Raw genomic sequence first — 15064 nt, 5'->3', positions numbered from 1 at the left:
CAGGTTTGCAAAAACTTTATCGCTCATGAGTAAACAGCATTCATTTTACGACACCATCGACCAGATTGCCTGCTACGGCATATCAAAGGGAATATTCCATCTTAACACTTCAAAGAGACCTATTACCGGCACCAGAATCATCATTGATGAGAAGCCACTGATTAATTTTGGCTCCTGCAGTTACCTGGGGCTGGAATTTCATCCCGCTATCAAAGCTGCATCCAAGGCTGCCATAGAACAATATGGTAGTCAGTTCTCCGCATCCAGGGCTTACATTTCATTGGGCCTTTATGCCCAACTCGAAGAACTTTTACAAAAAATATTCAATGCCCCTTGCGTCATAACACCAACCACTACACTCGGACATATTGCGGCAATTCCGGTGCTCATTGAGAATGATGCTGCAGTTATCATGGACCAGCAGGTGCATAATTCTGTTCAAACAGCTGTCCAACTGGTAAAGCCAAACGGTGTGCATGTTGAAATCATACGTCATAACAATATGGAACAGCTTGAAGAGCGTATCATGGAACTGCGACTGCTACATAAGAAAATATGGTACATGGCCGATGGTATCTATTCCATGTTTGGTGATGCCTGCCCGATTGATACAGTCTATAGCTTCCTGGATAAATATCCTGAACTGCATTTATATATTGACGATGCACACGGCATGAGCATTCATGGGAAATATGGCCGTGGATATGTTTTAAGCCGCCATGATATACATCCAAAAATGGTAATGGCCACTTCAATGAACAAAGCATTCGCATCGGGTGGCGGCGTGTTGGTGTGTGGTGATAAGGAAGCCGCCAGAAAAATAGGCAATGTAGGAGGCCCGTTGTTAAGCTCAGGCCCCATGCAACCATCTGGCCTCGGCGCTGCCATTGCTTCTGCGCAAATCCATCTAAGTGAAGAATTGCCAGGGCTGCAGCAAAAATTAGAACAGAATATTGCCTTCACCACACAAATGCTTAAGCTATACAACCTGCCGCAAATCTCAGAAGCCGGTGCCGCTATTTTTTTTGTCGCTGTAAGCTATCCAAGACTCGGCCATAATCTTGTAGCAAGAATGATCAAGAGAGGCTTTTTTGTGAACCTTGGTATTTTCCCAACCGTTCCCATGCGCAAGACCGGTGTACGTTTTACCGTCACTGCCCTGCATACCAGAGAAGAAATACAGGCAATGATCAAAACCCTGGCTGAAGAATTTGCCCTTGCGATGAAGGAAGAAAATATTTCACTTCCATCTATTTACCAGGGATTCAAGATCGCCATTCCCGAAGCAAGCGATATCAAACCTGTAGATATTGCATCAACCCATAACCTTGTCATCAGGCAATACACTTCGATCAAAGAAATAGATAAAGCTGAATGGAATCATCTTTTCGAAGGCAAAGGCAGTTTTGACTGGGATGGGTTAAAAACCCTGGAGACTGTTTTTAACGGTAACCCGCTTCCGAAGGATAACTGGGTATTCAATTATTTAGTTGTTAAAGATATCGAAGGCAAAACCGTAAGTGCTACCTTTCTCACCACTGCAATATGGAAAGATGATATGCTCTCGCCTGCATCGGTTTCGGAGCAGGTAGAGGAAAAAAGAAAGCAAAATCCGGAATACCTTACCAGCACTGTATTGTGCAGCGGATCTCTATTGACCGAAGGAGAACACTTTTTTATCAACCGAAATCATGCCCACTGGAAGGAAGCGGTAGTGATGATCCTCGACCGCATTTACCTGATCCGTGAACTGCACCAGGCCAATCATATTGTACTGCGTGACTTTCACGGCATACACAGAGACCTTGACAGTCTTATGGTCGATAACGGCTTTTTCAGGGTATCTCTTCCTGATAGCCATGTTGTCGGATCGCTATCCTGGAACTCTCCGCAGGAATTCTATGATTCGCTTTCAGTCAACAACCGCAGTCATATCCGAAAAAAGGTGCTTCGCCACACTGCCAGGTTCAACGTTGAAGTAGTAAAAGTTTCCAGTTGGCTTGAAGAAGTGGAACACTGGTTTAGTCTCTACCAGAACGTGAAGGAAAAAAGCCTTGAGCTAAATACCTTCTCACTGCCTTTAAAATTATTCAAGAATCTTGCTCTTGATGAAAACTGGGAAGTGCTCCAGCTTACCCTTCATGATGACGGACTGCAAAATGACAGCAAGCCCTGCTGCATGGTCTACAGTTACAAAACAGGCGACAGTTATATACCGCTTATCATAGGCATGGACTATGAAGAAAATGCCGAGTTCAATATTTACCGGCAGGCTTTATATCAGATCATGTTAAGGGCAAAGAAGCTGGGTAAGTCTAAAGTACTGCTCGGGTTTTCGGCAGGCCTTGAAAAACAGAAGTTCGGTGCACATGCGCAAAAGGTATATGCCTATATGCACAGCTATGACAGTTACAACATGGAACAACTTGCCGTGTATTCTTCTGTGAGCCGAAAGAATACAAAAAAGATAAAAGTTGCAGAGTAATATGGAAAATCAAGCGACCAACCATGCTCCTGCTTTTATCCAGCATATACTGTTCGTTGAGACAGCACTCTGCATTATCAGACGGGATATCGGCAGCCCTATTATTATCAAGCAACTGGCAAGGCAAGCTGGTACCAATGAATGCACATTAAAGCGAATGTTCAAACAAATAATGAACATCTCCATTTACCAGTATGTACTGCAACTCAGGATGCATAAAGCGAATCAACTGTTGACCAACACCCAATATAAAATAAAGGATATTGCTATAGAATGTGGCTATGAAAGCTTTGCTGGTTTTGTGACCACTTTTAGGCGTTATCACGGCTTCACACCAGGTGAAGCCAGACGGCCAACAGGATTATAACAAATTATGGAAATTACTGATTATGATATCGAATGCATTGAAAAAGCAAAAGCCCTTATTGATACTGATACCAGTGTCCACTACTCCATTGAACATATCGCAAGAACAGTCGGTATAGGTTCCACCAAATTAAAGAAAGGATTCAGGGGAAAATACAAATCCAGCGTCTATGCCTACCTGAGAAAGCAAAGAATGATCAAAGCTGCACGATTGCTTCGAGAAACACAGAAAACCATCAAGCAGGTAGCGAAGGAAACCGGCTTCCATTACATCGGCAATTTTACAAGAGCGTTTACCGATTACTACAAAACAGCTCCCGGCGCCTATCGCATCAAAAAACAAAAAAAATAAATCCATACTGATAAACATTGCGCCCGCATTGATAAATCAAGTTTTAGAGATTTACAGTATGCTTTTGAAAAATACAAAATGGATTGTAACTGCAATTAATTTCCTGTTGATATTGTTGTTTGTCTACACTGGAACAAGCAAACTAATTGAGTACCAAAAATTTCATGAACAACTGGAAGCAATAACATTTCTTAAACCATTTGCAGGTTTTATATCGATTGCATTACCGGCAATAGAGATTCTTGCAGGCCTTTCAATTTCCTACAAACCAACCATGAGGATTGGCCTATGGATAGCAGCAATTCTGATGACAGCTTTTACCATTTATGTGGCAGCAATGCTTGCAGGTGACAAAACAAAACTACCCTGCAGCTGCGGTGGCGTAATGAAGGCATTGACATGGAGAAAACATTTATGGTTCAACATCATTTTTACTGTCCTGGCATTTCTCAATATATACTTAACGGGTATCCGTAAAAGGGAGTAAGCTGAAAACCTTTAAAAGAGTAAGCCAATTTTATTCACCAAAGCTGTTTTAAAGGAAACAGCAAAATAAAATTTCACAAAACAATTTTCCTAATCATTAAAAAAACATTTATGAAAAGATTTTCATTCGGCCTAATAGCCGTATTAATGGCAGTGGGCTTTGCGGCATTCACTACTCCGCAAACCATTAAGAAAAACAAACTTGAAAATCACCTTTACCGTTACACGCTGACAAATAATACAGGCAAGGATAACCCTGCTAATTATGTATTTACTTCATCCAGCAGCGGTTGCAGCCAGGGAAGTGCAGTGGTATGTATTATTTCAGCTCCCGGGACAGATGGTATGGGCAATCATCCTGATTTCCCCAATCCAACCAACCCTTACAGTAACAGCGAAGGTGTTTCGGTTGAAGTGGAAAAAGCCGCTCCGTAAGCAGCTGGTAATAAAACATCCTGCACTTTTACAGTGCAGGATGTTTTATTTGAAACTATCTTGGATTTTGGGGCATTCCGCTCATTTCAATTACCGCTGCCGGAATCGGTAAGGCGTAGCGTTTGTCATTCGGTAAAAGTGTATACTCTTTCCCGTTCAGCTTCCTGTATACAGTTTGCTGGAAAAGAACTTCTTTATTCAGCCTTTTCAAATCCATCCACCTGATATCCCTAAAGATGAGTTCTTTTCTTCTTTCATTTAAAATTACCTGCAATGCGTCAGCAGTATTTGTTGCCGAAAAAGGAATAAAGGTTCCCGTCTTCCACCTTGTTATCAACAGGGCATTTATTGTAGCCATAGCTTCATTTATTTTATTGCCCCTTGCCAGACATTCTGCTTTGGTAAGATAGAGCTCATCTGTTGCCACTCCATTGAACATACCGTTACCCTGTGCATAACTGCCTTTAAATGCATAGGAACCATTGCCGTTACTTTTAAAAAACACCAGTTTCCTCAAATCACTGGCGGCGTAGGATGCATATAAGTTTGAATCAATCCTTGCCCTCGAATTTGCCAATATAGCAGGAGAAGGATAAAGTGTATGCATCAAAACTTCAACGTTGTAGAGCGGCACCGGGTTGGAGGCTGTGGTGGAGAGCGTATTGTAATTTATCAGCAAAGATGAAATTGCCAAACATTTATCTGCGTAAACAGCTGCACTGTCATAAACACCCATGAAAAGATAGGTTCTTGCCAGTAACGCGAATGCTGCTGCCTGAGAAGGGCGCATTACATGTTTGGGTAAGGCAGGTAACAGTGTAGCAGCTTCTTTAAAATCATTAAGTACCTGATCATATCCTTCTTTTACACTCGCCCTTACCGATAATGCTGCAAAGTCTGAAGACAGTCTTACCGGAATACCTAGGTCGATACCGGATGTATTGGGATCATATGCATTACCCCAATAGCCTATTGCTGTTAGCAGGGATTTTGCCCTGTAGAGCAAAGCTGAACCTTTTACATTGTTCCAATCCGTCACTTCATTGGGGAGTGGCTGTATTTTTGCAATATTCTCCAGCGTAACATTAGCAGCTGCAACTACATCGTACAACCGTGACCAGTGATTCGGGTATTCGTTTACGGTAATGTCTGCTTCCCAGGTGTACATATTCCTTTGTGCCGCACTGGTAAGTGCTGACCAGGTTGCATCGGCCAGGTAATAATTATCTGCGCTTACTTCTCCTGTACCCGGATTATTCAGGTTCATGGTGCTTTCGCCGTCCATCAATGCCTGCAGGGAAGTTATGGTATTGGGCAACAGTAATTTTTGATCCGGCTTTTGATCCAGGTATTTTTTGCATCCGCCCAAACCCAGAGCCGTAAAAAAAACAAAAATCATATATTTTTTCATAATACTTGTTTTAAATAAATTATTGAATGAAAATTCTGATACCTGCTGCAAATGATGTTGAGGGAGGAATATCTGTTACGGCATAATCGGGATCAATACCCAGTTTATTGGCTCTCCAGATAATACCGATATTATTTGCATTAAAATAGAGCTGGCCACGCTGCTGGCTTCGAGATGCTTTAGCCGAAAGTTTGAAATTATAAGCAAGGTTGATAAACTGTAGCCTGATATGATCACCCTTTTCCGCCAGCGATGAAGACCTTGCATAAAAATAATCCCTGTTGCCATCAACAGGATAAACCATTGATGGTACATCTGTATGCAATTCATCGCCGGGTTGTTTCCATCTTGCAGCAAAATCCGCTGTACTTTTTTTGTCTCCGTTGAAAAGGTTGCTGTACACCAGCGGCGTCCTTGTAAAAAAATAATGCAGTTTATAGCTGATACAGATATCCAGTGATACTGCTTTATAAGAAAATGAATTGGTCAGGGAACCAAAATATTTAGGCACTCCCGGCCCGATGTATTCAAGGTCTGCAATGGAAGTACCTGTTCCCGTCAGGGAAGCATAATCTTTACTCACCATGCCATTGATATAGCCTTGCGGGTCTCCAGTGTTATGGTCGAGCCCTGCAGACTTGTAGGCAATTACCGCATGAACACTTTGTCCCTCCAGAGCTGAAATACCATCGCCGGTACTGATATAGCGGTCAGCAATAAGGCTTGTCAGGTAGGACTTTGTAACTTTATCAGCATTAGAGCTGAATAATACATTGGTCTTCCATCCCAGCCTGCCGTTTAAATTACGGGAATTCAATACCATGTCGAGGCCTCTGCCCCGCATATTGGCAACATTTTTTAAAATGCCGCTGGCATTGATACCGGCAGTATAGTCTACCGGTGCCATTGCAAAAAGATCAGTGCCTTTTTTATTATACCATTCAAGACTACCCGAAAAAATATTGTCCTTTGTTGCAAAGTCCAATCCCAAATTTGTTATGCCTACCTGTTCCCAGCGGAGATCAGGATTTGGGAACTGGCGGATACGAAAGTTCCTGAAGCCGGTTGTGCTTGATGTACTTACTGCGTACACTGTTACGATGCCCGAACGCCTGGGATCAGCATTTCCTGTATAGCCGTAAGATGCCCTGAATTTCAGGTAAGGTAAAAAACCTATCCTGTAAAATGGTTCCCTGGATATATTCCATGCTCCGCCAGCTGACCAGAGCGGTGTCCACCTATTATTGGTAGAAACACCAAAGAGATTGGATGCATCACGCCTTCCACTTAAAGTAACCGTGTACCTCGATTTATACGTATAGGAACCATTTGCATAAAATGATACGAACCTTTTTAACTGTTCCTCAAAATTATTATCACCGCCACTCAGCGTATTATAATCACCGGTAGTAATGATTGGATAGGTGTTTTTAAAGTCAACTCTTGTGCCTGTAATCGTTTGCGGGTCGTATCCGTAGGTGCGGTAGCTTTGAGCATTATTACTGACCGCCCTGATTTCGGCGCCCGCCAGTGCTTCAATAAGATGCTCCCCGGTTTTCTTATTATAATTAAGTTGTCCCCTGTAATTTTCTGACCTGATCCGGGAATTGGTGATATCCAATATGCCTCCTTTCGGAACGATATAGGTAACTGCACCTGTAGTGCTGTTAATCTGGGAGAACAGGTTAATGTTTGCCCTTGCTTCAAAACTCTGGGCATCTTTCAACCCTGATGCGTTGATCTGCTGGTATTCATACTGGTACTTGAAATCGGCGCTGAATGATTTTGCAAACTGGTATTGTGCACTGAAATTCAACAGTATGTTTCGTGTATCAGTAGTAGTAACGTTGTGCCTGTAATCATCAGCCGGATAATAGTGCCAGTCCAGCAACCTGCCTCCCCCAAGTGTATCAGTAAACCCCATCCGGTATTCCCTTGCTGCAGGCAAAGGATTGCCGGCCGCATCCCACAGGCTTGTGTAGGGATATACATATTGCTGGGATACGTAGCCTTCCCTGCCGGTCTTTGCCTCACTGCCGGTATAATACATACTGCCGTATAATTTAAGGTTCGCAACCGGGCGAAAAACATTTTCAATACGTGCGCTGTAACGCTGGTACTGCTGGGATAATTCACCGGTATTCTTATCAAACCCGCCTGCTGCTGTCCAGCTTGATCTTTCATTACCCCCACTGAAGTTGATAGCATACTGGCTGTTTAATGCATTGCGGTAAATTCCACGACTGTAGTCGTTGCGTACATCCACATTTCGGTAAGCTGCTATCTGTGCCGCCGCATCAGCGGGAGTTACCAATCCTTTTGATTGCCTGTCCAGCAATTCAACTACAGGAGAAACTGCCGGGCGAAAAAAATCAGTGAGGATGCTGTTGTAATAACTTTTTCCGAATAAAAATAATTCCACATCAATATAATCTGACGAGGCAATTGGTTTACTATAAAACAGATCAGGTTTAGAAATGGATTGTACCATTGAGTTGAAATCAATTGTAAAGGGCTGATTATACCGTGCTTTTTTTGTGTTTATAACAATAACCCCATTACCTGCACGGGTACCCCAGATAGATGCAGCAGTTGCGTCTTTGAGGATAGTAATTGATTCAATGAGGTTAGGATTGATGGTATTGATATCACCTTCAAAAGGAAAATTGTCCAGTATAATCAACGGTGCAGTTGGCCCGTTAATAGTACTCAGGCCCCTTACAGCAAGTGCCGGTACGGTGGAATTCTTTTTATTAAATGATACACCGGAGGCTACTGACTCCAGCCTGTTAATAATATTACTCCCCACCTGTAAGTTCAATACACGGTTATCAACCTGGGTGAAAGAACCTGCTGCACGGTACCTGGAAATATTCTGGTACCCGGTATTAAAAACCACTACACTGTCGAGTACAGGGACAGTTGCTTTTTTCGCAGAATCCGGTTTTAGTTTTTGATCCTGCGCTGATGCCTTATGACTGCAGGGTATTAAAAAAAGTAAACAGAAAAGGTATTTCATGTCAGTTAGTTTAAAAATTAGAAATTTGATTTTGAGATAACAACCACCATCAATTCCCGCTTGCAAGGAACAATGTCCAGCCCGAAGGGATGCAGCGCCCGTCGAAGCCCAGGAATATCATCCAGGTCTTTTGATTTTATTTGCAGGTTTACGTTACCGCTATATCCTGTCTCATCCAGTACAACCGGTTTTATGGCTGTCGCGGGAACCTGTTCATTTACCCGTTCGACCAATACAGATAGCGATTGTCCTTCCAGCCGGAAATACTCTTCACCAGCAGATTTATTGCCGAGTTGTGTCATACCTGATATGGATGATGAACCGGCTGATGGCAGCATCACCAATGCGTAACAGTCAAGAGTTCTTTTTTCCAGCCTGCTGTACAATCCAAATTGATTATCCAGATCTTTACGCATGCGGTCGTGCATACCTTGCAGTGAAATTGAAACAGGCATTGTCAGTTCGTAACAGAAATGATGTTGCTTTTTCCAGTCCCTGTCGTTGGTAGTATTGATCAACTCCCTGTAAACGGAAGAATCAATGATAAAGCGGTTGGCAGCAATGCCGGAATATGCAATGGCGTACATCCGTAATAGTGAATGATCCACCAGGTATAAACGCTTAAAGCCGGTCATATCAAGAGAAATCCCTGTTGAATTCCATACCCCTTCAATGTAGCGGGTGAAGAGAGAGCGGCTCAAAAGGATTTCTACCCCTCCCCCATTGTTATTGAGCAATAAAGGTTTGTGTGCATCAAAATCAAGCTGTTCGGATTTGAAGGTCACCCGCAAAGGCTTATTGTCAAAAAGGGCATCAATATTTGATACCGTTACTTCTTCCGGGCTTGAAATGGCCACCACTTTCCCTTTATATATCCAGACTGTATGGGGAATGGTTTTATGCGGAAAAAGCTGTTCGAGCCTGCCGGAATCAAATACCACCTGTAGGTTATACCTGCTTCTGGAACTGGTCTTTCTTTTATCAAAAAATGCGGTCACTTTTTTTTGATCGTCCCCGCTTTTATAATTATTCACCAAGACTACCTGGAGTTGGCCAGCGTAAAGGTTTTGCAGGGAATCCAGTTTTGGAAATTCCCGGATACAGGAAGCGCACCAGGTCGCCCAGAAATCCAACAGCAGCAATTTATCATTAGAGGCAGCAAGGCTTGTTACAGAATATGGTACATCAAGTACTTTAGATAGTTTAAGGTCGGGCACCTTATCTCCTATCGTTAACGGCGTCAAAGCTGATATTTGTGCCATATTCATCAAAGGGCATAGAAGTATCATTAAGCAATAAAACAGTTTCATTGCAGTCAATTAAAAAATTAAAAAATAGGATTAAATCGTGTGGCCGCAGAACCCGCTAAGTAGGGTTCTTTGGCTTGCGCTCATACAGACATTTGAGCCATTGAACAAGAGGATTATGGTAAACACTTCTCATAGGAAAATCAGGTAAAGGGTATTTTAATTTGTGGGCGATCAAATACCTTGGACTTATTGAAAACAAAACAGCGTTGCTTAATATCAGTCATTAATGTGATGCGTAGCACTTCAGAAGGCGTAAGCCAATCAATATCGTATTGGTCAGCAAGTACATTATGCGCCATTTCGATAGCAGTTGCATGATCTTTAATTAATAGCCTGGCATATCTATATAATACAGGATAATAATGAGAATAAGAAGGATTAGTGTCAAACACTGAAATCATTATACTTACATTTACTATTAAAAAATGCAAGTCAAAAGTCGAAGGAGATTAACAGCAGTAGTGATAAAATTACAATAGAGCTGGTACCTACCCTGAACTTTGTCGTACTGGCCCTGACAAGGCCACCATCTTTCGATGGTTGAACACAAAGACATAAGTAGGCCCAACCCTAGTGTAAGGCATTGGGCACTTTACTTACTCTCGTGTTCTTTAAAAACTGTCAGGTTTGTACGACGAGACTTGTAAGCAAATACCTCAAATTAGTTCGAAGTATTGCAAAATTAATTTATTCTATCATATCAAATTTAGTAAAATACTCCAATATGTAGTTTTTTATTATTAATATAGAGTTTATTATTTAGATTTTATCAAATATTATTGCCATTATTAGGTATAGTTATAAATTTTCAGCATAAATAAATGTTGAGATGGCAAAAAAAAGACGTGAAATTTCAGAAAAAATTAAAAACCAAGAGGATTTAAGAAAACGTCAGCATAAACTAGATTCAATTAAAACCGATTTCGAAGCCGGTAAGATTATTAGTTTTGAGCAAATATTCGCAGTGATGGCTGAATCTAGATTTGCAACAGAACTACGAATGGGATTTATTACTTTCAGGAATAAAGTTAATAGTCCAGGCGATTTCACCCTAAACGAATTAATAAGATTTGCCGAGTTAGTTGGCATAGACGTACAAATGGTTTTGAAGTTTATCTTTGGTCAAATTAATAAGACTAAGGTGCAGGCAAAGCGCAATAGCTAAACTGAATTTAAAAATCTGTAATTCCCCTCCAAAGTTTGATATAGCACAGCAGACCAATAATTAACTCCGTAGTCTCTTGCCAATATAGTGCCTCGGTCCAAAAGATTTGCTTTAATCATAAGCATACTGTTTCCCCGAGCTTTTGCCTGTTGAATGATACTAATTTCAGACGACAATATTGTATTCGCTTTCCCATTATATTCGGCAAGGAGTGCAAAATCTTTAAAATGAAATTTTACTAAACGAAACTCATCTATTGTCATCGCTGCCGGTTTGTTCAAAAAAAAGCAAATCTCTGGAATAGCTTTACCTCTTCTGTAAATTAACCTTGCAAATAAAAATTTGTGATTTAAAAAGTTATCATTGTGAAAGTGGATAAACCGTCTTGTTCTATTTTTTCGCCAATTCTCTCCTTTCTTATTATTGCAATCGAAGCATGCAGGTATAAGATTTCGAATTAATATAGCAAATTCTGGGAATTCGGCTTGCCCTATATAATGATCAAGGGTTTTAGGCGAATTAATTAAACAATAAGGGCAAAGCTGTTTTAGTTGATTAGGCTGTTCCGCAAAAATCTTCCCTTTAATAAACTCGAACGATTTAGTAGGACTTGAATAGCATAATCGTAATGCAGCTTTTTCATCGGTCTCACTTACATTAAACTCTGAGTTTGTTTTATTTACTAGCGTAGCAAATCTGTTTAGATATTCTGTATAGCATCCTGCAATTCTAGTTCTTATACCTTGCAGAGTTGTCTTCGCAGGGTTATTCTTTTCGTTTGCTATAGTACCAAACGATATCACTTCATTGTAATTTAAATACTTACAATTAATCATCAGGATTTGACAATAGGGTTTGAAGATATAGCTTAGCATTTAGACTCAGCTTGCCTTGAAAAATATCGTTAATTTCTTTCTCGGAATATCTTGTCACCAGGTTTTGAAATACAGACTTATATAATTCAGTTTGCTCATCGGTTTTAAATATTGCATTACTAATCAATGACAGGTTTTCACCGAATGTCTCAATCGAAGGAGAATAAACTAATGGAAAGTTATTTTGTCGATCGAAAATTCGTATAAATTCGGAAGGGATTTCTTGTACAATAACAGATGAGTGAGTCGATAGAATGCAAAATGAATTCATATCCTCCAAAATCGAATTCAGAGTACGTAGAAGTCGTCCAGCTATATTAGGATGTAAATGGGTTTCTGGTTCATCGAATACTAGTAAAGACTTTTTGTCAATTACAGCAATCAATCTCGTTATAAAATGAAAAACGATTTTTTGACCGGAACTAAAAATATCACTTGTCTTTTCTAAAAATTCCTTCTTAGTTCCCACAGAGACAATTTCGTCGAGACTAAAATCTAAATACTCATTCTCCAAAGAACTTTTAATGGAGTTTAACCACAAATTACTTCTCGCCTTGTCTTCAGTAATTTTTTTAAAAGAACTCCATAACAGGTTAGAAATTTCTGTATCAGATAAAATTTCGCTTTTAGATTTTACACCGATAAATTCGTAGCTGGTATCTTGCCGTTCAGGTATTTTAAATTTATCAAAATAGCTAAACGATATTGCAATTATTTTCGAGAATAAAGGGCGATCCGGCATGAAAATACCTGCTTCATTGTTATCAGTTAGTTTATTTGCGAGTTGGGAGATAATTTTTGTTTTTCCAGTCCCATTTTTTCCAACTATACAAAAAAGGTTGTTCGATATTGCAGAATTGTAATTAAATTCAAAATCAATTTTATGAGAGTCCAAGGCTCCATCAACTTGGTACTCAAATGAGAATTTAAATTTACTGGACATAATAGGTTCTTCAAGCCATTTTTTTGCATCATTTAATGCCAGTTGAGATTCCGTAGATCTCAGCAGTGATGTTTGAAAACCGTCATTCTTTACAAACTCTTTGCGTACGGAATCAAAAAACGCCGCATCATTTAATGCCCGTAAAACCTGTTTATAGTTATTAGGAAATTCGCTTTTTAGTCTTTTGTAGTACTCCAAAGTTGTTCCCAAAGAACAATATGCACTATCAAGTTTATCAAAATCAGATTCAACTGAAGTAGATTTTTCTATTGCGTGTAAAATTTTGACTTGCCCAATCTCTATTCGATTTGTTGCATCCTTATAATGAAATAAATCAAAAGACGTCTTATATCCGTAGTCATCCCAAGAATTTTTTGAAAGCACTAAGCATGGATAAATCCAAAGTTGCTTAGGAGATTCATTATGAGGTTTTGTATAAAAATGCAACGAAGAAATTGAACTATATCTATTCTCCCATAGATTAAATACTTTTTCTTTAATATCCCTTTTTTGTACACGTCTAATACCTTGCTGCAATTCATAAATAAATGATTCCGTCTCCGACAATTCATACCACTCTGCATGGGCAAAGGTTACCCATTCCTCATACTCAATCTGATAATAATTGAAAAACTCTTCATAATGCTCAACTGAAGTGACTGATTTAAATTCCTCCGTAATTTTGGCAATGGCATAAACTCTAAATCCTTCTGTTATAATAATAAGGTCGCCAATTTTGTAGACATACTCAGTAGTACCAAGAACGATTTTTTCATTTTTAATAAACTCGTAAAAGCTCGGTGCTCCTTTACCCCAGTTGCAACCTAATTTCCAAACCGAAGCCTTCTCAACCACTACAAATCCCAAATTCTTTAAAATGCTGTTTACTTGATCACCGCCGTATATTACTCCCGCATCTTGTCCAGTTGCAAGCCGATAAGCAATACGTACAATTTCTTTTGGCGGATATTTTTTATCATTTATTATGACATCATAGCCTATCGAAGGATTAAGTTTAATCTTATCCCTTTCTATGTTATAGGCTGCCTCTATTATATGTTGATTTAATATTTTATTTGGCTCAAACGACATTAAAGCAGTTTTATTAAGACGACAAATTTTAAAAAAATTAAGGCAACACTTCTTCTTCATCTTCCTCCGGAAAAAGAGATGAAAAATAATCAACATTCAGGTTTGTTGTAAAAAAATCTTTTGCCGCCTTATTCTCTATGGTTATTTGCGCCTCAGGTATTTGCAGCCGTTGAGATATATCTCTTTTTGTTTTAGTGCCATCAATATCTTCCCGGTCATAAATATTAACAAGAAGCCTTTTAGAGGTATCAAGTTTAAAGGCATTAATGAGGTTATCGTTTATATGCTTATCCATAAAACCATAACCACTTGTGACAATCAGTTCCGCATCAAAAGAAGCTTCTCTAAATGCATAGAAGTAAAAAAGGTAGGGGTCATAAGATTGTAGCTTATTCTGCACCCCAAAAATAATTTCCATCCTTAAAGGATACTACCCGCTGAATAAGGTCAACATAAGTCAGCCTTTTCTCTTCATCTCTTTGCCAATCAAGAGAGCCATGCAATTTGTATAAATAAAAATCCTTCACATTATCTCCCTGTAGGTCATATTGCCGGTAGTCCCAAATTTTTTCATCATTAAAACCTCTTTCTAAAGAAACCGTATCACTTTGAAGATTTTCCTCTACACACATATCATAGTTAAGGGAGAATATTTTTAGCGGGTATGTATAGCCGGTTTCTTTCAATTTTTTATAATAGCTAGAAGGGCCGTGAAAATTTGCGGGTGCCAGCCATTCTCCTTTCAATTTCTCCAGTATTTTATTCTTGAACTGCTGAGCCTGGTCAAAATTATTTCCGGTAACCGAAAGCAATTCTTTTTCCCAACTTCCAACAAACGGATAAACATCCAGTTCTTTTTTTGCAATCTTTATTATGGTATCTAACAAACCAACAAGATTTTCAATATTGAACATAATTTCCTTGGCTGCGATGCCTTTTATCCGTTCCAAATGAAAATGCGAACTTTGTATATAGTTATAAAGTGCTTTATATGGAAGCCAATCTCCATCCAATTTTTTTTCGATCTCATTTATCATTTGGATTGAATTAAACAATCCTGCGTCACAACTGGCTCCTGCGCCAAGTAAGATAATGATCTTATTTTTTCCAAATTGCTTTCTCATA

At 39.6% G+C, this 15064-nt stretch carries 14 protein-coding genes; 6 read left to right on the top strand and 8 right to left on the bottom strand.

Translation table 11 applies throughout. The features are described from left to right. The first annotated feature begins 25 nt into the window (after positions 1 to 25). The 5 genes from QM738_RS13560 (at position 26) to QM738_RS13540 (ending at position 4124) form a co-directional block, all read left to right on the top strand. Entirely contained in the window at positions 26 to 2485 is a 2460-nt protein-coding gene (locus QM738_RS13560) for an aminotransferase class I/II-fold pyridoxal phosphate-dependent enzyme (protein ID WP_462277263.1), read from the top strand. 1 nt (position 2486) lies between these two features. Then, positions 2487 to 2852, top strand: coding sequence for a helix-turn-helix transcriptional regulator (locus QM738_RS13555; protein WP_462277262.1), 366 nt, complete (start codon positions 2487 to 2489; stop codon positions 2850 to 2852). A gap of 6 nt (positions 2853 to 2858) precedes the next feature. Next, complete coding sequence (locus QM738_RS13550) at positions 2859 to 3203, top strand: helix-turn-helix domain-containing protein (RefSeq protein ID WP_462277261.1); 345 nt, start codon at positions 2859 to 2861, stop codon at positions 3201 to 3203. 28 nt (positions 3204 to 3231) lie between these two features. After that, positions 3232 to 3690 carry a MauE/DoxX family redox-associated membrane protein gene (locus QM738_RS13545; RefSeq protein ID WP_462277260.1) on the top strand — a complete coding sequence of 153 codons (459 nt, stop codon included), beginning with the start codon at positions 3232 to 3234 and terminating at the stop codon, positions 3688 to 3690. A gap of 110 nt (positions 3691 to 3800) precedes the next feature. Beyond that, positions 3801 to 4124 (top strand): hypothetical protein, encoded by a 324-nt coding sequence (locus QM738_RS13540; protein WP_462277259.1) that lies wholly within the window; start codon positions 3801 to 3803, stop codon positions 4122 to 4124. 55 nt (positions 4125 to 4179) lie between these two features. Here QM738_RS13540 and QM738_RS13535 read toward each other — a convergent pair whose 3' ends face one another. The 4 genes from QM738_RS13535 to QM738_RS13520 form a co-directional block, all read right to left on the bottom strand. Beyond that, positions 4180 to 5535 (bottom strand): RagB/SusD family nutrient uptake outer membrane protein, encoded by a 1356-nt coding sequence (locus QM738_RS13535; protein ID WP_462277258.1) that lies wholly within the window; start codon positions 5533 to 5535, stop codon positions 4180 to 4182. Positions 5536 to 5554: 19 nt separating this feature from the next. Further along, positions 5555 to 8554, bottom strand: a complete 3000-nt coding sequence (locus QM738_RS13530) for a SusC/RagA family TonB-linked outer membrane protein (RefSeq protein ID WP_462277257.1) — start codon at positions 8552 to 8554, stop codon at positions 5555 to 5557. A gap of 17 nt (positions 8555 to 8571) precedes the next feature. Continuing rightward, positions 8572 to 9816 carry a TlpA family protein disulfide reductase gene (locus QM738_RS13525; RefSeq protein ID WP_462277256.1) on the bottom strand — a complete coding sequence of 415 codons (1245 nt, stop codon included), beginning with the start codon at positions 9814 to 9816 and terminating at the stop codon, positions 8572 to 8574. 188 nt (positions 9817 to 10004) lie between these two features. Next, positions 10005 to 10265 (bottom strand): hypothetical protein, encoded by a 261-nt coding sequence (locus tag QM738_RS13520; protein WP_462277255.1) that lies wholly within the window; start codon positions 10263 to 10265, stop codon positions 10005 to 10007. 428 nt (positions 10266 to 10693) lie between these two features. Here QM738_RS13520 and QM738_RS13515 point away from each other — a divergent pair, with 428 nt between their 5' ends. Then, positions 10694 to 11029 (top strand): hypothetical protein, encoded by a 336-nt coding sequence (locus QM738_RS13515; RefSeq protein WP_462277254.1) that lies wholly within the window; start codon positions 10694 to 10696, stop codon positions 11027 to 11029. Here QM738_RS13515 and QM738_RS13510 read toward each other — a convergent pair. From QM738_RS13510 to QM738_RS13495, 4 genes are read right to left on the bottom strand one after another with little or no spacing between them, the layout of a single operon-like run. Then, positions 11026 to 11865 (bottom strand): HNH endonuclease, encoded by an 840-nt coding sequence (locus tag QM738_RS13510; RefSeq protein WP_462277253.1) that lies wholly within the window; start codon positions 11863 to 11865, stop codon positions 11026 to 11028. The two genes, QM738_RS13515 and QM738_RS13510, sit on opposite strands and share 4 nt — an antisense overlap. Further along, positions 11858 to 13939: an AAA family ATPase gene (locus tag QM738_RS13505; RefSeq protein ID WP_462277252.1), complete on the bottom strand. Its 2082-nt coding sequence runs from the start codon at positions 13937 to 13939 to the stop codon at positions 11858 to 11860. Before QM738_RS13505 ends, QM738_RS13510 begins: the two co-directional genes overlap by 8 nt. 37 nt (positions 13940 to 13976) lie before the next feature. After that, positions 13977 to 14357: a hypothetical protein gene (locus QM738_RS13500; protein ID WP_462277251.1), complete on the bottom strand. Its 381-nt coding sequence runs from the start codon at positions 14355 to 14357 to the stop codon at positions 13977 to 13979. Beyond that, positions 14329 to 15063, bottom strand: a complete 735-nt coding sequence (locus QM738_RS13495; protein ID WP_462277250.1) for a hypothetical protein — start codon at positions 15061 to 15063, stop codon at positions 14329 to 14331. The genes QM738_RS13500 and QM738_RS13495 overlap by 29 nt, the downstream gene beginning before the upstream one ends. Position 15064 lies beyond the last annotated feature (1 nt).

The organism is Ferruginibacter sp. (assembly GCF_049840995.1).
Lineage (GTDB): Bacteria > Bacteroidota > Bacteroidia > Chitinophagales > Chitinophagaceae > Ferruginibacter.
The sequence above is the reverse complement of the archived record's forward strand: the minus strand, read 5'-3'. Positions and strand labels throughout refer to the sequence as shown.

Coding starts and splice junctions, on each gene's coding strand:
- QM738_RS13560 (WP_462277263.1), top strand. CDS start 26: ATGAGTAAACAGCATTCATTTTACGACACCATCGACCAGATTGCCTGC.
- QM738_RS13555 (WP_462277262.1), top strand. CDS start 2,487: ATGGAAAATCAAGCGACCAACCATGCTCCTGCTTTTATCCAGCATATA.
- QM738_RS13550 (WP_462277261.1), top strand. CDS start 2,859: ATGGAAATTACTGATTATGATATCGAATGCATTGAAAAAGCAAAAGCC.
- QM738_RS13540 (WP_462277259.1), top strand. CDS start 3,801: ATGAAAAGATTTTCATTCGGCCTAATAGCCGTATTAATGGCAGTGGGC.
- QM738_RS13535 (WP_462277258.1), bottom strand. CDS start 5,535: ATGAAAAAATATATGATTTTTGTTTTTTTTACGGCTCTGGGTTTGGGC.
- QM738_RS13530 (WP_462277257.1), bottom strand. CDS start 8,554: ATGAAATACCTTTTCTGTTTACTTTTTTTAATACCCTGCAGTCATAAG.
- QM738_RS13525 (WP_462277256.1), bottom strand. CDS start 9,816: ATGGCACAAATATCAGCTTTGACGCCGTTAACGATAGGAGATAAGGTG.
- QM738_RS13520 (WP_462277255.1), bottom strand. CDS start 10,265: ATGATTTCAGTGTTTGACACTAATCCTTCTTATTCTCATTATTATCCT.
- QM738_RS13515 (WP_462277254.1), top strand. CDS start 10,694: ATGGCAAAAAAAAGACGTGAAATTTCAGAAAAAATTAAAAACCAAGAG.
- QM738_RS13510 (WP_462277253.1), bottom strand. CDS start 11,865: ATGATTAATTGTAAGTATTTAAATTACAATGAAGTGATATCGTTTGGT.
- QM738_RS13505 (WP_462277252.1), bottom strand. CDS start 13,939: ATGTCGTTTGAGCCAAATAAAATATTAAATCAACATATAATAGAGGCA.
- QM738_RS13500 (WP_462277251.1), bottom strand. CDS start 14,357: ATGGAAATTATTTTTGGGGTGCAGAATAAGCTACAATCTTATGACCCC.
- QM738_RS13495 (WP_462277250.1), bottom strand. CDS start 15,063: ATGAGAAAGCAATTTGGAAAAAATAAGATCATTATCTTACTTGGCGCA.